The organism is Acinetobacter boissieri, assembly GCF_900096955.1.
GTDB lineage: Bacteria > Pseudomonadota > Gammaproteobacteria > Pseudomonadales > Moraxellaceae > Acinetobacter > Acinetobacter boissieri.
Map to the genome: position 1 here is coordinate 133,801 of NZ_FMYL01000008.1, position 15,297 is coordinate 149,097.

12 protein-coding genes and 1 tRNA gene are annotated in these 15,297 nt (G+C 38.7%); 3 read left to right on the top strand and 10 right to left on the bottom strand.

The features are described 5' to 3' along the window. Positions 1-12: 12 nt before the first annotated feature. Genes BLS38_RS09605 through BLS38_RS09620 form a run of 4 tightly spaced genes read right to left on the bottom strand, consistent with a single transcriptional unit; the run spans position 13 to position 8,883 of the window. Positions 13-1,425 (bottom strand): efflux transporter outer membrane subunit, encoded by a 1,413-nt coding sequence (locus tag BLS38_RS09605; protein ID WP_092749002.1) that lies wholly within the window; start codon positions 1,423-1,425, stop codon positions 13-15. A 1-nt stretch (position 1,426) separates the two neighbouring features. Beyond that, positions 1,427-4,546 carry an efflux RND transporter permease subunit gene (locus BLS38_RS09610; protein WP_092749004.1) on the bottom strand — a complete coding sequence of 1,040 codons (3,120 nt, stop codon included), beginning with the start codon at positions 4,544-4,546 and terminating at the stop codon, positions 1,427-1,429. Between the two features lies 1 nt (position 4,547). Then, the gene (locus tag BLS38_RS09615) at positions 4,548-7,676 is read right to left on the bottom strand and encodes an efflux RND transporter permease subunit (protein ID WP_092749006.1); all 3,129 of its coding nucleotides are present in this window, start codon (positions 7,674-7,676) and stop codon (positions 4,548-4,550) included. A 13-nt stretch (positions 7,677-7,689) separates the two neighbouring features. After that, positions 7,690-8,883 (bottom strand): efflux RND transporter periplasmic adaptor subunit, encoded by a 1,194-nt coding sequence (locus tag BLS38_RS09620; RefSeq protein ID WP_092749103.1) that lies wholly within the window; start codon positions 8,881-8,883, stop codon positions 7,690-7,692. Positions 8,884-9,192: 309 nt separating this feature from the next. Here BLS38_RS09620 and BLS38_RS09625 point away from each other — a divergent pair. Both BLS38_RS09625 and BLS38_RS09630 read left to right on the top strand, forming a co-directional pair. Continuing rightward, positions 9,193-9,268 (top strand) — tRNA-Asn (locus tag BLS38_RS09625). Between the two features lie 63 nt (positions 9,269-9,331). Continuing rightward, positions 9,332-9,766 (top strand): DUF2726 domain-containing protein, encoded by a 435-nt coding sequence (locus BLS38_RS09630; RefSeq protein WP_092749008.1) that lies wholly within the window; start codon positions 9,332-9,334, stop codon positions 9,764-9,766. Between the two features lie 37 nt (positions 9,767-9,803). Here the strand turns inward: BLS38_RS09630 and BLS38_RS09635 are convergent, their stop codons facing one another. The 6 genes from BLS38_RS09635 to glnA form a co-directional block, all read right to left on the bottom strand. Then, the gene (locus BLS38_RS09635; RefSeq protein ID WP_092749010.1) at positions 9,804-10,037 is read right to left on the bottom strand and encodes a hypothetical protein; all 234 of its coding nucleotides are present in this window, start codon (positions 10,035-10,037) and stop codon (positions 9,804-9,806) included. A gap of 33 nt (positions 10,038-10,070) precedes the next feature. After that, positions 10,071-10,946 (bottom strand): 4-hydroxybenzoate octaprenyltransferase, encoded by an 876-nt coding sequence (gene ubiA / locus BLS38_RS09640; RefSeq protein WP_092749012.1) that lies wholly within the window; start codon positions 10,944-10,946, stop codon positions 10,071-10,073. An 11-nt stretch (positions 10,947-10,957) separates the two neighbouring features. Further along, the gene (locus BLS38_RS09645; protein WP_092749014.1) at positions 10,958-11,458 is read right to left on the bottom strand and encodes a chorismate--pyruvate lyase family protein; all 501 of its coding nucleotides are present in this window, start codon (positions 11,456-11,458) and stop codon (positions 10,958-10,960) included. A 171-nt stretch (positions 11,459-11,629) separates the two neighbouring features. Then, on the bottom strand, positions 11,630-12,061 hold the full coding sequence (locus BLS38_RS09650; protein ID WP_092749016.1) for an organic hydroperoxide resistance protein: 432 nt from the start codon (positions 12,059-12,061) through the stop codon (positions 11,630-11,632). 83 nt (positions 12,062-12,144) lie between these two features. Continuing rightward, complete coding sequence (locus tag BLS38_RS09655) at positions 12,145-12,588, bottom strand: MarR family winged helix-turn-helix transcriptional regulator (RefSeq protein ID WP_092749018.1); 444 nt, start codon at positions 12,586-12,588, stop codon at positions 12,145-12,147. 138 nt (positions 12,589-12,726) lie between these two features. Further along, positions 12,727-14,136 carry a type I glutamate--ammonia ligase gene (glnA, locus tag BLS38_RS09660; RefSeq protein ID WP_092749020.1) on the bottom strand — a complete coding sequence of 470 codons (1,410 nt, stop codon included), beginning with the start codon at positions 14,134-14,136 and terminating at the stop codon, positions 12,727-12,729. A 574-nt stretch (positions 14,137-14,710) separates the two neighbouring features. On the opposite strand from glnA, the gene BLS38_RS09665 reads away from it, so the two are divergent. Next, positions 14,711-15,295, top strand: a complete 585-nt coding sequence (locus tag BLS38_RS09665) for an aminodeoxychorismate/anthranilate synthase component II (RefSeq protein WP_092749022.1) — start codon at positions 14,711-14,713, stop codon at positions 15,293-15,295. Positions 15,296-15,297 lie beyond the last annotated feature (2 nt).

Sequence of the window (15,297 nt, forward strand, 5' to 3'; positions counted from 1 at the left end):
TGGTTTTGTTATTTACTGTGCCGTATGCCAACCACCACCTAATGCAACAATTAAAGCCACGCTATTTTGTAATTGAGTAGATTGTGTTTGCAAAATGCTTTGTTGGCTGGTTAAACGTGTCGCTTCAGTCGTTGCTACATTTGCATAGTCAATCAATCCTTCATCATACTGATTACGATAAATTCGAGCTGACTCAGTCGAAGCTTGCAGTGCTTTTTGTTGTGCCTGTAATTGCAGTTTTAAACTACTTGATTTTACAAGACTATCTTCTACGGCTTGCATGGCATCTAATACGGTTTGTTTGTAACTCGCTACAGTTTCGTCATATGCTGCACGAGAAGAAACAACTTTGGCTTTATTTGCGCCAAAATCAAATAGTGTTTGTGAAGCCGATGCACCAAGTGACCAAATAGCAGTACTCGCAGAAAAAAGTTGTGAAAAATGACTTGAACTTGAACCCATACTGCTAGATAAACTTAAACTCGGAAAATACCCCGCAATTGCGATACCAATCGCCTCATTGGCTGCAGCAACACGGCGCTCTGAAGCTGCAATATCTGGACGACGCTCTAATAACTCACTCGGTACAGTATGAGGTACTTCTGGTACATACAGTTTTAAATGTACTTGTTTTGCTAAATCAAATGTTGCTGGAGCTTTACCAATGAGTACAGCGATCGCATGCTCGTACTGCGCACGTTGCCATGACAAATCTTGTTTAGATGCTTGTGCACTATATAAAGACTGTTCTGCTTGTGTAAGATCGGATTTTGCAATAATCCCCTCTTTATATTTTTCAGCCAAAATACGGCAATATTTTTCATAAATACTAATTGTATAATCGTATAAATCAATGCGTTGATCGAGTATACGCAATGCAAAATAGCTTTGTGCCAAAGTAGACTGCGCACTCAGCGTTGCATTGGCAAGATCAGCTTGACTCGCTACCGCACTAGCCTTATTTTCATCAACTTGACGGCGTAATTTCCCCCATAGATCAAGCTCCCAAGAGGCACCTATACTGGCTGTATAACTATTGCTCACTCGGTCACTAGAACTACTGCTCGATGCCTTTTCTGCACGTGTTACACTTGGTGTTGCCGTTACTGTAGGAAATAGGCCACTTCGAGAAGATGACACCAAAGCTGCGGCTTGTTGATATTTTGCAACATATTGCGCAACATTTTGATTTGAAATTTGTACTTGTTGCTCTAATTGGTTCAAGATCGGATCTTGATACACTTCCCACCACGCACCACGTGCTTCAGTATCTTTCGGCTCAGCCACTTTCCAACCAGCCAATGCTTTAAACTGCGTAGGCATGGTCATTTTAGGCGTTTGATAGATTGGCCCAACCATACACCCTGTAAGCGCATATATTGGAAATAATACACATAATGACTGAATAATTTTATTTTTTAACATATTAATGCCTATGAGAATGATCTTTCACCGAAGGCTGATACCATGCCACCCAACGGCTTTTCACCCACGTTGCAAAGCGATCTAAATACACATAAATCACAGGGGTGGTATACAGCGTTAAAATTTGACTGACCACCAAGCCACCACAAATTGCATAACCTAACGGGCGATGTATTTCTGCATTTCCTCCCGTTTCTAAAATCAAAGGTAATGCACCACAAAAAGCGGCTAAAGTTGTCATTAAAATAGGTCTAAACCGTTTAGCACATGCTTCTACAATAGATTGCTCTGGAGATTGATGCTGTTTTCGCTCTGCTTCTAGTGCAAAATCCACCATTAAAATGGCATTTTTTTTCACAATACCAATGAGTAGTAATACCCCAATCATTGCAATGACTGTAAATTGAGTTTTAGTCAGTAGTAGTAAAATAAGTGCGCCAACCCCTGCAGAAGGCAATGTAGACAAAATGGTTAATGGATGTATCCAGCTTTCATACAACACACCAAGTAAAATATAAATCGTCACTAAAGCGCATAAAATTAACCAAGGAATATTTTGTGCCAAAGCCGCATATAATTTCGCTGTCCCTTGTAAACTGCCATGGATATTGCTTGGTAAACCAATACGTGTCACGGTTTCATCAATCGCTTGCTGCGCCTGTTGCAAAGACACGCCATCAGCCAAATTAAAGGCAATGGTCGTTGTCGCCATTTGATCTTGGTGTGCAACAGACAGGGCTGTATTGGCATACTCTAAATGTGCAAATGCAGACACAGGAATGGCTTGATTATTGCTATTTAACACATGTAACTGATTTAAAATTTGTGGGTCTTGAGTGTACTGCTCTGCTAAACCAATAATCGTATAATATTGATTTAACATTTTATATTGTGTTGCAATTTGCCTCTGACTAAATGCATTATTTAAAAAGGTATCAATGTCTTCAATATGCAACCCATAGCGAAGTGCAGCAGCCCGATCAATCACCACACGCACTTCTTGGCCACCTGTTTGCGCATCGCTATCTACACTGGTCAGTTGAGGCAAGCCTTTCAGTGCAGCATACACTGTTGAACTCCACGTTCTAAGCTCGGTTAAATCATCTGACTGTAAACTATATTGATACGTTGCATTTGCACTACGTCCACCTAAACGCAAATCTTGTGCTGGCATTAAAAACAAAGATACACCTGCCATATTTTTAGTGCTCATGGTTAAACGGTTAGCGATTTGCATTGCAGACTCTTTTCGCTCACTCAAATCTTTTAAGCGAATAAAGAAAGTCCCTGTATTACGTGCACCAAAACCACTCCCGCCTGTTGAAGACATCACATATTCAATATTAGGGTCTTTCATTAAATGAGCAGCTATCGTTTTAAGCTTGGGTTCGAAAGCTTGATAGCTAATATTTTGATCGGCACGTACCATGCCCATTAAAATACCTGTATCTTGATCTGGGAAAAAACCTTTTTCTACAGCGGTATATAAATATACATTACCAATAACCGTCAGTAGCAGACTGAGCATGGTCAGCTTTTTATGACGCATGATCACCGCTAAACTGCGCATATAAGCATGATGCAAGCCACCTAAACAACGCTCTATACTGCCATAGAACCAACCGTCGCTTTTATTTTCTGGTGTAGATTTGAGCAACTTAGCACACAACATTGGTGTCAATGTGAGTGATACCAGTAAAGAAAATAATAACGATACCGACAGCGTCACTGCAAACTCTCGGAACAATCGCCCTAAAATCCCGCCCATAAGCAATAAAGGAATAAATACTGCGATTAAAGAAGCCGTCATAGACACGACAGTAAAACCAATTTCTCGACTACCATCTAAAGCCGCTTGTAAAGGCGCTTTGCCCTCTTCTAAATGGCGACTAATATTTTCAAGTACTACAATGGCATCATCAACAACAAACCCCGTTGCAATAATTAAGGCCAACATAGACAGTGAATCTAAAGTGTAGCCCAATACATACATGGCTGAAAATGTACTTATAATCGAAATTGGCAGCGCAATTGCAGGAATAATTAACGCACGAGGGTTACGTAAAAATAAAAATACCACCGCAATCACCAGTAAAATAGCAACCACCAGTGTCTTTTCTGTATCATGTAAAGCACTACGAGTCAGCGGTGAACGGTCTATCGTAAAAGTCAGCGTTGTGTCACTCGGCAACATGCTGTTGAGCACAGGCATTTCTGCTTTTAAAGCTTCTATGGTCTGTAACATATTGGCATTGGCTTGACGTGTGACTGAAATCATCACAGCAGGTTCATTATTTAAATATCCTGCGGCATAAATATCTTGTGTAGAGTCAACCACAGAAGCGACATCTTTTAAATAGACTGCTGTTCCATTACGGTATGCCACCACAACATTTTGATAGTCTGCAGCTTTGGTTAACTGCCCATTGGCATCAATCCATAATGTTTGATGATCATTGCTTAATAACCCTCTTGGGCTGTTGGTCGTAGAATTATTAATGGCGCTACGGACAGTATCTAAAGAAATGCCATAACTTTCTAATTTTTTAGGCTCTAGCCCAACACGTACAGCAGGTAATGCACTCCCTCGAATAGATACCTGACCAACTCCTTGTATTTGTGCTATTTTTTGCTGTAGCTTACTTGAGGCAAAATCATATAACTGCCCTCTACTTAAATGTGTTGATGTCAGTGATAAAATGACAATTGGCGCATCTGACGGATTGGCTTTTTTATACGTTGGTAAAGTTTTCATACTGCTTGGTAATAAGCTACGCGCAGAGTTTATTGCAGCTTGTACCTCTCTTGCTGCATTATTAATATCTTTACTCAGATCAAACTGAATGATCACATTGGTAGAGCCTTGACCGCTACTTGACGTTAACTCAGTCACACCTGCAATTTGCCCCATTGCCCGCTCTAACGGCGTTGCTACAGTGGCAGCCATGGTTTCTGGACTCGCACCTGCCAAACTGGCTTGAACGATAATTGTTGGAATTTCAACTTTAGGCATGGGTGCAACTGGCATCAAATAAAAAGCCAAGGCACCAAGCAGCGTAATCGCAATACTCAGTAGCCATGTTGCTATGGGGCGTAAAATAAAAACCTTGGAAAAGTTCATATTAACGCTCCAAAGACAGATTTTTTTTACGAGGCGTAACTAAGCGTTCAAAAGCCAAATAAATCACAGGTGTGGTAAACAGGGTTAATAGTTGACTAAAAATCAAACCACCAACAATCACTAATCCTAAAGGCTGACGTAACTCAGCGCCAGATCCTGCTGCAAACATGAGAGGAATAGCTCCCAACAATGCTGCACAAGTGGTCATTAAAATGGGTCTAAATCGTAAAATACACGCTTGGTAAATAGCATCATTGGCTGATTTACCTTGGGCTTTTTCTTCAATTGCAAAATCAATCAGCATAATGGCATTCTTTTTCACAATACCAATCAACAAAATAATACCAATCAGCGCAATTAAAGAAAATTCGGTACCACTCAAGCGGAGCGCAAGTAATGCACCTATCGCAGCCGATGGCAAAGTAGACAATACCGTGATTGGGTGAATCCAACTTTCATATAAAATACCTAGTACAATATACATGGTCACGACAGCAGCTAAAATCAGCCATAATGTATTTGAACCAGTAGACGTATATGCAAGCAATGCACCTTGTGCTTTGAAATCTACTGTATGTGGAAGCTGTATATCAGACTGAATCTGCGCTAGCGCTTGATTGGCATCTTCCAACGTATAACCAGAAGACAAATTAAATGAGAATGTCACTGCTGGTGTTTGGTCTATACGCGTATAATTTAAATAGCCAGTACGCTCAGAAATACTCACTAGACTACTTAAAGGCACCATCGCAGGGTTTGCTGTTGTGCTTGTCGTTGAAGTCGTAGTCGTTGTTGAACTATTAGCATTGGCTAGATAAATATTTGAAAATGCAGACATGTCTTTTTTATACTGTTCATTCACCTCTAGCACAACACGGTACTGGTTAGCTTGCGTATAAATGGTTGAAATGAGGCGCTGTCCAAATGCATTGTATAAAGCATTGTCTATATCTGTTGCAGTTAAACCATATCGACTCGCCTCTACCCGATTAATATTAACATAGGCAACTTTGGCTTGATTTTGTAAGTTTTCTGTCACATCACGAAAAATTGGACTCTCTTGCATGGCATGCAACATTTTTGGTGTCCATACTTCTAAATCTTTTTGGTCTGATGCATCTAAACTAAATTGGTATTGGCTTGGTGTGACCTGATCATCAACACTTAAATCTTGATTTTTAATTGCATATAGCGAAATGCCTGCCACTTGCTCTGCATCGTGTTTTAAACGAGCAATAACAATATCTGCACTCTCACGCTCAGAAAAATCCTTCAAACTAATTTGTAAACGACCTGCATTAAGTGTGCTGTTATTACTTGCATCTACACCCACCACAGACGAAATAGCATCTACTGCAGGGTCTTTACGCAAAACATCGACTAAAACTTGTTGCCTGTGTGACATTTCTGCAAATGAAATATCTTGTGGCGCAATTGTTGTAGCTTGAATTAAGCCTGTGTCTTGTGCAGGAAAAAAACCTTTTGGAATAAATACATATAGAGCCACAGTTAAAAACAAAGTCGCAACAGCAACCAATAATGTAAAGCCCTGATGGGCTAATACCCACTGTAAACAACGCTCATAGCCATGTAGTAGTTTCTCAAAACCTCGACCAAAAGCTTGGGCAATACGATTATGCTCATTCTCTGGAATATTTTTGAGTAAATAAGCACTGAGCATCGGTGTAAGTGTCAATGACACAATCATAGATACTAAAATAGATACCGCAAGCGTAATCGAAAACTCTCTAAATAAACGCCCAATAACATCCCCCATAAACAGCAAAGGAATGAGTACAGCAATTAAAGAAATGGTGAGTGAAATAATTGTAAAACCAATTTCTTTTGATCCTTTCAGTGCGGCTTGCATGGGTGAATCACCACGCTCAATATGGCGTTGTATATTTTCAACCACTACAATAGCATCATCAATCACAAAACCTGTTGCAATGGTTAATGCCATAAGTGTTAAATTATTGAGAGAAAAGCCTGCCAAATACATCACACCAAATGTACCAATAATTGACAATGGCACAGTAATACTTGGAATAAATGTCGCAGCAAATGTTCTTAAAAATAAGAAAGACACCATCACCACTAAACACATGGCAAGTACTAACTCAAACTGCACATCATGAATTGATGCTCGAATCGTTTGTGTTCGGTCAGATAATACATTTAATTGAACAGATGCAGGTAAGCTGGCTTGTAACGCAGGCAATTGCTGGCGAATACTATCGACAATCGCAACAACATTTGTACCTGGTTGTCTTTGAACATTTACAATAATTGCAGGCTTACCATTTGCAGAAGCACTTTGATATAAGTCTTGTGGCTCCTGCTCAACCTCGGCAACATCTTTTAAATAAATTGCACTACCATTGTTATATTTTAAAATCAGATTTTTATATTCTTCAGCACTACGTAACTGATCATTGGTTTCAATCGTAATGGATTGGCTAGGGCCGTCAAAGCCCCCTTTAGATCCATTCACATTAGATGCTTCAACTGCCGTTAAAATATTACTCAGTGCCAAACCATGCTGTGCTAATAACATTGGATTGGCTTTAATACGTACCGCTGTTTGTTGCCCACCCGCAAGTGTCACCAATCCTACCCCAGAAATTTGTGACAACTTGAGTGCAACACGGTTATTTAGTAAATCTTGCACTTGCGTTAAAGGCAATGTTTCAGAGGTTGCCGCTAAAGTGACAATTGCTGTATCCGCAGGATTTACTTTCTTATAACTTGGCTTATTGGGTAAACCACTAGGTAGCAGTGAGTCTGCCACATTAATCGCCGCTTGCACTTCTTGTTCAGCCACATCTAAGGATGTATTTAGGCTAAACTTCAAAGTAATGACTGAAGCTCCACCCGAACTGGTGGAATACATCTGACTTAAGCCTGCCATTTGACCCAATTGACGCTCTAGTGGTGCGGTCACTCCACTGGTCATCACTTCAGGCCCTGCCCCAGGAAATAAGGTGGTCACTTGTATTACAGGGTAATCTACTTCAGGCAAAGCAGAAATAGATAAACTTTTATAACCCAAAATACCTGTGAGCACCACTGCAATCATAAGTAATAATGTCGCAACAGGTCGCTCAATAAAAATACGAGATGGATTCATACGGCTTTACTCATCAACGTGGGCGTTTATTATGATCGTGTTGTTTTGCGGCATCTAATACGCTTACATCAACTTTTTCAGGAGTAACGATCTTCACTTTACTACCGTTACCTAATGACCCTCCACCACTGGTCACAACTTTTTGCCCCACTTTTAAACCACTTAATACAACCACTTGATTGTCTGCCGTTTCAGTTGCTGTTGTCACTGTGATTTTGTGTGCTGTAGATTGTTCATCGATCACAAATACATATTTTCCACTCGTACCAACTTGTACTGCGGCACTCGGTACAATCAAAGCATCTTTTAGTGTATTTACTTTTAACTTAATATTGACAAACTGATTTGGAAACAAAGCATTGTTTTGATTATCGAATATCGCTTTTAGCATGACTGTTCCTGTCGTGCTATCAATTTCATTACTAATCACCTTAACTTGGCCTTGTGCAATATGTTGTGCACCCGACTGATCAAATGCATCTACACTTAATGCATGACCTTGTCTTAACGGTTGAATAATATTAGAAATATTAGTTTGTGGAATATTAAACGTCACAGCCATTGGTTGCATTTGAGTAATTACTGCAATACTTGTACTGTCTGCGGTAACTGCATTACCTACATCTATTTTTCTAAGCCCAATATAGCCAGAAATAGGTGCAGTAATTCGCCCGTATTGAATATTTAAAGTGGCTGTTTTAATTTGACCTTGCGCAGACTTTACTGCACCTTGGTATTGTGTTGTTGTTGCAGTTTGTGTATCTAAATCTTGTTTCGCAATGGAATCTTTTTCATATAAACGCTGATAGCGTGCAAGCGTGAGTTGTGCATTTTTAAGCTGTGCTTGACTCTCTGATAAGCTCCCTTGATATTGTTCTAAAGTGGCTTGATAAGGTTTTACATCAATTTGCGCCAACAATTGTCCTTGTTTAACATATTGCCCTTCTTGAAAATAAACCTCTTGTAAATGCCCTGTAATACGGCTGGTCACGGTCACCGTTTTATCTGCCACGACTGTTCCTAAAGCACTTAGTTGTACAGGTACATCTTGAGAAGACACTACACCCACTTGCACAGGCGTGTCTCTATTCATTTTCATATTAGGATTGTTATCTTTAGACGGTTGCATCTTAAAATAAAAATAAGCCCCCACACCAATGACCACAGCCACAATGAGCCATACAATGGCTTTTATTTTTCTAGACATAGCACAACCTTCATTTTTAAATAGCGCATTGCTTTTATCAGTACAAATACAATTATGGATTCCTTTTGAGCGCACAGTATTCACTATATTCATGAATGAATCATGTCTTTCATGTAAAAAAGAATAATATATCTTATGCACATCTTTACTAAACCACAGTAAACGTATGCTAATAAAATTAGGAAAAGCTTAAGTCATATAAAAAAATGCATAAAAGATCATTTTTAAAGCAAACAATAGTATTTATGACATTTTTTTTGCAATCATACTTGACTGCATAGTGCCTAATCTCTACAATCCGTTTCAGATTCTCCAATAGCTCAGTCGGTAGAGCGACGGACTGTTAATCCGCAGGTCCCTGGTTCGAGCCCAGGTTGGAGAGCCAAATTCTAAAACCCACTCAATAACAGAGTGGGTTTTTTTATGACTATTTAGTAATGATCTTCCTATGCCAGAATACACCTACATTCTTTTTATTAGTGTGTCTATTATTGCTATTTATATAATATGGCTCATCTTTTTTAAACAGCGCCAGCACTACTTTTCACGCCCGATCATCACTAAATTTGAAACACGTATGTTTATACGTTTACATCAAGCCTTTCCACATCATCATATACTGACACAAGTGGCTTTTAGCGCACTCATCACAACCGAAGATTATAAATTTCGAAATCAATTTAATAGAAAAGTCACTGATTTTGTAATTACCACCAAAAATATGCATGTGGTGGCAATTATTGAACTTGATGATCCAAGCCATAACAACAAACAAGAAGAAGATCGATTTAGAGATTACATGCTTAATCAAGCAGGCTACCGTGTGTTTCGCTATACCTCTATTCCATCGACTACACAACTCAGAAAAGACCTGTTGTCTTAATAAAAAAACCGCCAATATGGCGGTTTATAGATTATATTTAAGGCTTTTTAGGCGAAGTGCTTGCTTCAGGGTCAGATGCAATCAGTTGCTCACTTTCTGTTTGCTGATATTTTTCAGCATATGCGACTCGCTGCTCCTCGTACTGCTTTTTCATTTTTGCATCTTGAGAAGCAGCAACAAACAACAACAGCACCAAGAGTATAGGTAAAAGTAAGGCCACACCAAAAATAACCCATCGCTTTTTATTGATTTGACGCTGGTCTTGACTCATTTTCTACAGATCTCCACAAGATTGACGCACGAACTATAACAAACTAAAAAATATGCCTATAAAAATAATGACACCAACCCAGCGATTATGCAAAAACATTTTAAAACACTGCTGAGGATTTCTATGCCGTATATTTAGCCACTGATAAAAGAAATCAACCAGCACCACACTTAAAGCAATCGTACCATAAGGATGCAGTATATCATCTCTATACATTGCCCAAGCAACCAATAACACACTCGAACATTGCAAAATAACGATCGCCAAAATATCAAAACGACCGAAAAGAATTGCGGTAGACTTTACACCTATTTTCAAATCGTCTTCTCGGTCTGTGATGGCGTACTGAGTATCATAAGCCACCGTCCATGCGAGGTTACCCATGTATAACAATACGCAAGTGAAATCTATAGGACGACCAACAGCAGTAAATGCCATAGGAATTGCCCATGAAAATGCAGCACCCAAAACTACTTGTGGCAAATGTGTATAACGCTTCATAAATGGATAAATACAAGCGAGAAACAAAGCCCCAAATGCACAATAAAATGTTGCTATTGGAAGAAAAAATAATAAGCTTGCACTCACCCCAATCAGTATAAAAAACACAATTAGAGCTTCTTTTGAGGAAATCTCACCCGCAGTTAAAGGCCGATGCTTCGTTCGCTCAACATGTAAATCAACTTTACGGTCTGCAAAGTCGTTAATTACACACCCTGCGGCACGCATAAAAATTGCACCTAGAATCATCACCAATAATATTTTGGTATCTGGTAAACCATTGGATGCAACCCAAAGTGCCCATAAAGTTGGCCATAACACAAGCTCTGTGCCAATCGGTTTATCAAAACGACATAACCGATAATATGCAGACAGTTTTTGCTTCAAATACTGTTGTGATATTGTCATTACAGACCTTTTTATTGCTTTTGATATAAATATTGTTCAAATGATGCAAGAAAAGTTTCTTGCACGATAAATTGACATCCATGCCATGTATAACAGCTTTGCCGTGTCCAGCCTTCATCAAGTTTTAGTATACGGCGTTTGCATATGGGCTGAGTTCTTTGAAATAGAAACCAACCAATCGGCTTACATCCTAGCGACTTAAAAATACGGGCTTGCTTTTGTATACTTAGAATGGGAAAAATACTGGTGGCCTTAACCCATGGTATTTGCTCTGCCCCATATAACAGCACTTCACGCACCCACGCAGTATGATGCAGTGGTGTATTTAACCATTGATTATATTGTCTTTTGGGTCGCTCAAATTTTTCTTTAGTGGGTACAACGCTAAATTTACCATTCGATAACTGCCTTAATTGTACAGTCAGTGAACCTTCGGCATACAGCCACGCATGTAGAACATCTGGGATTTGATTGGGGTCAGATGCTAAAATGACTTGAGCACTTTTGAACATACATCACCACTATAATTGATAAGAAACCACTTAAACCACCATTTATTTTACCCTATTTTTCTTTTTGCTGATCACACCATTTAAAACAAAGTACTTAGATTCTAATATTTTAAAAACAAATAATAAAAATGCCCACGAAATGTGAGCATTTTTATACATAATTTTTAAAAATTAAGTTGTGACATTCAACGTTACATCAATATTGCCACGTGTTGCATTTGAATATGGACATACAATATGAGCCGCTTGAACCAATTTGGTTGCTTCTTCTTCGTCCATATCTGGCAGTGAGACATTTAATGTCACTTGAATTGCAAAGCCTGTGTCTGTTGGGCCAATACCCACTTCACCAGCAACTGACACATTTTTAGAAATATTTAGCTTATCACGGCCTGCTACAAACTTCATTGCACCCAAGAAACATGCTGAATAACCCGCTGCAAATAATTGTTCTGGGTTAGTCACATCATTACCACCTGCACCACCCATTTCTTTAGGTACGCCAAGTTTTACATCTAAAGCGCCGTTATCTGAGGTTGCTCGTCCATCACGACCACCAGTAGCTACAGCTTTTGCAGTATAAACAACTTTTTCTAATGACATATTATGTGCTCCAAAATTTAATTATCTTACAACTTTATCGTACACGATATATATTTCATGTCAATAAGTCATGTGCAATAAATCTAAACTTGCTTATTTAACCTATCACGTAAATCATTGAGTTGATGTTTAATATCTAATATCGTTTGTAACGTATATTCACTTTCACACTGAATTTTTTCAGGAATACTTTCTGCAAGCGCCTTCAAATCTTGACCTTGTGGCGTGAGAGTAATAATCACTTGTCGCTCATCATGTAAAGAGCGTTTGCGTGCAATAAAACCAAGCACCTCTAAACGTTTTAACATCGGTGTTAATGTAGAAGACTCTAAAAACAATCTTTTACCAATATCTGAAACCGTTGCATGTGGCTTTTCCCACAACACCAACATAACCAAATACTGTGAATATGTCAGACCCAAGGGCTGCAAAAGCTTACGATACGTCTGATTAAACGATAAATTGGCAGAATACACAGCAAAACAAAGTTGGTTCTCTAATTTCAGAAGTTCATCTTTTTCTAGCATGTATCACTCACAATTTTATCAATCCGTTCTATTTCAAGAGTATAGCATTTTTATTAAAAATATTAAGATATTGAACACATACTCAATATACACGCATAAAAAAAAGCCCACCGAAGTGAGCTTTCTTTATAACAAAAATTAAACGCTGTAATACATATCAAATTCAACAGGATGTGTTGTTGTATTTAAACGACGTACATCTTCTGTTTTAAGTTCAATGTAAGCATCTAACATGTCTTTAGTGAACACGCCACCTTTTAGCAAGAAGTCATGATCTGCTTTGAGAGCTTCAAGAGCCATATCTAGGCTGTGCGCCACTGTTGGGATTTTTGCTTCTTCTTCAGGAGGAAGATCATATAAGTTCTTGTCTGCAGGGTCGCCTGGATGAATTTTATTTTGTACACCATCTAGACCAGCCATAAGCAGTGCAGCAAATGCTAAGTACGGGTTAGCCGCTGGATCTGGGAAACGCGCTTCAATACGCTTGCCTTTCGGGCTAGACACATGAGGAATACGAATAGATGCAGAACGGTTACGTGCAGAATAAGCCAACATAATTGGCGCTTCATAATGTGGTACTAAACGCTTGTACGAGTTAGTTGATGGGTTAGTCAATGCATTTAATGCACGCGCATGTTTAATTACACCACCAATGAAGTACAGCGCCATTTCTGACAAACCTGCATATTCATCACCAGCAAACAAGTTCTTGCCATCTTTAGCAATAGACATGTGTACATGCATACCAGAACCGTTATCACCAACCATTGGTTTAGGCATAAACGTTGCTGTTTTTGCATATTGATGTGCAACGTTGTGTACAACATATTTGAATTGTTGTACTTCATCTGCCTTACTTACCATCGTGTTAAAGCTTACACCAATTTCTAATTGGCAAGATGCAACTTCATGGTGATGTACTTCTACACGACCAGGACCCATGATATCTTCAATTTTTGCACACATTTCTGCACGCATATCATGATGAGAGTCTACTGGCGGTACAGGGAAATAACCACCTTTCACACGTGGACGGTGACCTGAGTTGCCTGCATCATAGTCTTTACCTGTAGACCATGCAGCTTCTTCAGCGATTAAAGTGTGGCGTGCGCCAGACATATCAATGTCCCATTTCACTTCATCAAATACGAAAAATTCTGGTTCTGGGCCAAAAAATGCAGTATCACCAATGCCTGTAGATTTCAAATACTCTTCTGCACGGCGAGCGATAGAACGTGGATCACGCTCGTAACCTTGTCCAGTTACCGGCTCAATCACATCACAAGTCACAACAACCGTTGTTTCAGCAAAGAATGGATCAATAAAAGCACTATTTGCATCTGGGCGTAAAATCATGTCTGATGCTTCAATGCCTTTCCAGCCAGCAATTGAAGAACCATCGAACATTTTACCATCTTCAAAGTTATCTTCATCAATTGAATCAGATGGATACGTAATATGTTGCTCTTTACCTTTTGTATCGGTAAAGCGAAAATCAACCCATTTAGCACTAGTTTCTTTGATTAGTTCAAGAACCTTATTTGACATGCTCTTTGCTCCATTTAACATATTTTATTGCACTTGCGAAGTGCATGTTGGTTGTTACCCCATAGAAAAGCAACTCTCATGCCAACTTAAGCAATTGAGGCTAAGGTATTGATAACAAGAAAATACATTATCACTTTTTTATATTTTTATATACAGAATTAAAAATGATTACCTTTAATGACGCACCAAAAACAAACATCAACTGTTAATTAGAGCGTTTAAAGATAATTTACACCGAAAAACGCACAAATCAAGTGCATAAACAGCAAATTACAATAAATCATATATGACTTTGGTCTTAAATTACGATACTAAACCTTTATTTTTACCTATTAAAGTAAAATAAAACATAGGTTTGATTAAATTAATGTAGTCGCAATTACAGCGATTGCACCAAAAAAATACATTAAAATACAAAAATTACTTAGATTGAATATCTACTTGCTTAAATTGCCACAAAGCTTTGAAATAATGCTAAATTAAACCATTACCTCTCATTTTTATCATGGGTAATATGAGTACCACACGCTACAGATTTAAATAAATCATTATTTTTCAGAAGGTTGGATCTAAAATGCTTTTAATGATCGATAATTACGACAGCTTCACCTATAACATCGTTCAATATTTTGGCGAGTTAAATCAAGAGGTTAAAGTTGTTCGCAATGACCAAGTATCATTAGAGGACATTGAAGCATGGCAACCCAAATACCTCGTCATTGGTCCAGGGCCATGCTCACCTACACAAGCGGGCATTTCTTTAGCGGCCATTCAACACTTTGCAGGAAAAATTCCAATTTTGGGTGTATGTCTAGGACACCAAAGTATTGGTCAAGTATTTGGCGGTGATGTTGTGCGTGCAAAAACAGTAATGCATGGTCGTTTATCTGAAATGTACCACAATGATGTGGGAATTTTCAGTCATCTACCCTCACCTTTTACTGCAACACGGTATCACTCTTTAGTGATTGCCCAAGATACCCTACCCGAGTGTTTAGAAGTGACATGTTGGACTAATCATGCAGATGGCTCAATTGAAGAAATTATGGGTGTTCGACATAAAACCTTACCAATAGAAGGTGTACAATTTCACCCAGAGTCTATATTAAGTCAGCACGGTCACAGCATTTTTAAGAATTTTTTAGAGATTTATAAATAAGT

Coding starts and splice junctions, on each gene's coding strand:
- BLS38_RS09605 (WP_092749002.1), bottom strand. CDS start 1,425: ATGTTAAAAAATAAAATTATTCAGTCATTATGTGTATTATTTCCAATA.
- BLS38_RS09610 (WP_092749004.1), bottom strand. CDS start 4,546: ATGAACTTTTCCAAGGTTTTTATTTTACGCCCCATAGCAACATGGCTA.
- BLS38_RS09615 (WP_092749006.1), bottom strand. CDS start 7,676: ATGAATCCATCTCGTATTTTTATTGAGCGACCTGTTGCGACATTATTA.
- BLS38_RS09620 (WP_092749103.1), bottom strand. CDS start 8,883: ATGTCTAGAAAAATAAAAGCCATTGTATGGCTCATTGTGGCTGTGGTC.
- BLS38_RS09630 (WP_092749008.1), top strand. CDS start 9,332: ATGCCAGAATACACCTACATTCTTTTTATTAGTGTGTCTATTATTGCT.
- BLS38_RS09635 (WP_092749010.1), bottom strand. CDS start 10,037: ATGAGTCAAGACCAGCGTCAAATCAATAAAAAGCGATGGGTTATTTTT.
- ubiA (WP_092749012.1), bottom strand. CDS start 10,946: ATGACAATATCACAACAGTATTTGAAGCAAAAACTGTCTGCATATTAT.
- BLS38_RS09645 (WP_092749014.1), bottom strand. CDS start 11,458: ATGTTCAAAAGTGCTCAAGTCATTTTAGCATCTGACCCCAATCAAATC.
- BLS38_RS09650 (WP_092749016.1), bottom strand. CDS start 12,061: ATGTCATTAGAAAAAGTTGTTTATACTGCAAAAGCTGTAGCTACTGGT.
- BLS38_RS09655 (WP_092749018.1), bottom strand. CDS start 12,588: ATGCTAGAAAAAGATGAACTTCTGAAATTAGAGAACCAACTTTGTTTT.
- glnA (WP_092749020.1), bottom strand. CDS start 14,136: ATGTCAAATAAGGTTCTTGAACTAATCAAAGAAACTAGTGCTAAATGG.
- BLS38_RS09665 (WP_092749022.1), top strand. CDS start 14,711: ATGCTTTTAATGATCGATAATTACGACAGCTTCACCTATAACATCGTT.